General features: G+C 36.8%; 1 protein-coding gene. It reads left to right on the top strand.

Going from position 1 to position 1253, the window contains the following annotated elements:
• Positions 1–732: 732 nt before the first annotated feature.
• The gene (locus ACFILW_RS09800) at positions 733–1059 is read left to right on the top strand and encodes a hypothetical protein (RefSeq protein WP_375685731.1); all 327 of its coding nucleotides are present in this window, start codon (positions 733–735) and stop codon (positions 1057–1059) included.
• Positions 1060–1253: the final 194 nt, after the last annotated feature.

Below are 1253 nucleotides of genomic sequence, written 5' to 3'. Positions count from 1 at the left end.
GTTATTCGAGGGCTGAGAGTGCGTGATAATTAAGCGTATTATCTGTATTCGTTGTGACTTAAATAAGTGATGCTTGGAAAATGGTCAATCTTCTACACTAAGGTTATTTTAACCCTAGCAGTTTTCTGATTTACAGTTTTTACTCAGAGTATAATCGTTCATGTTTTACAGAATTCATGAGTGATCGGTATTGAGGATCTATCTTAAGATATTCAACTACAGTTTTTTCTATTTTAAACTGAGTAATTTTGCATCAATCGTCGTTTGAGCTTAGATGGCAATTTCATTCTAGCGTTTGGTGTTAGAAAGATTTTAAGCGTAGTGAGGCTGTAAATACTTGTCTTAATTGTCTTTGTTGACAGTATGCCGCTTGCGATAGGCAATAAATCATAGACACATTTTGAATCCGTAGAATGCACGTACATTAACAATGGCAGACATTTTCAGTGGTAGTATTGCCAATGATAGAGCTTGTGCATGCGATGTTTTGTTGTGTGAATAAGTCATCATTCACGCGGCACCAATAAGGGAAGGCTTTGCTGTAGAGCCTGTAAAATAAATCGTGCAACAAGTGGGGTAGGGGTCAGAATAGACTGAGATGAGGCAGCCTTATCACGGGCTAAAGCTGGTCAAAATTCTCGTCTTTAAGGAGGCGAGGAGGCTAAAAATATCCATTAGATTGCATGGGGATGCATTTCATGTCCGTTGCAATAAATTTAAAAGAGGTAAATTATGAAAAGTTTTTTGAAAAAAATATCCATTGTTTTGGTGATGATAGCATTAACAACAGGTGTTTCTCATGCTGGAGTTTATGAACAAAACGGTTATCTCAATTCGGTTCAAGTCGTTAGCGCAGGAGCACAATGTCGCCTAGAGCTCAGATACGGTATCCGCCCTACTTCAGACATTCAAAAAGGTATTTGGGGCTGTGATAACATTGTTGGAAAAAGTATTTTGGATTTGGCAAAAACCGCAGTCATTTTGAACAGAAAAGTAATGGTTATTTTTGAAGCGGGTCATGTGCCAGCAAAAAGGGTTTTAGCCATCACTTTAAAATAAGATCAATAGGGGTTTTTCTCCCTTTTTATATCTGTAACGCTTCAAGAGGTTACAGGTATAAAATATGGAGTGTATATCAAAGGTATAAAAATGTTTCAAAGAGCATTCTCAGTATTTTTAGTGACAGTTTTATTTTTTTTCTTTTCAGATGTAAATCTGTCATATGCTATTGATCCTCCCCATATGGTTTTCCG

The sequence above is a fragment of the Bartonella sp. TT110JLCBS genome, assembly GCF_042193405.1.
Taxonomy (GTDB): Bacteria; Pseudomonadota; Alphaproteobacteria; order Rhizobiales; family Rhizobiaceae; genus Bartonella.
The sequence above is the reverse complement of the archived record's forward strand: the minus strand, read 5'-3'. Positions and strand labels throughout refer to the sequence as shown.

Excerpts from the sequence above, each read along its gene's own strand:
- ACFILW_RS09800 (WP_375685731.1), top strand. The coding sequence starts at position 733 with ATGAAAAGTTTTTTGAAAAAAATATCCATTGTTTTGGTGATGATAGCA.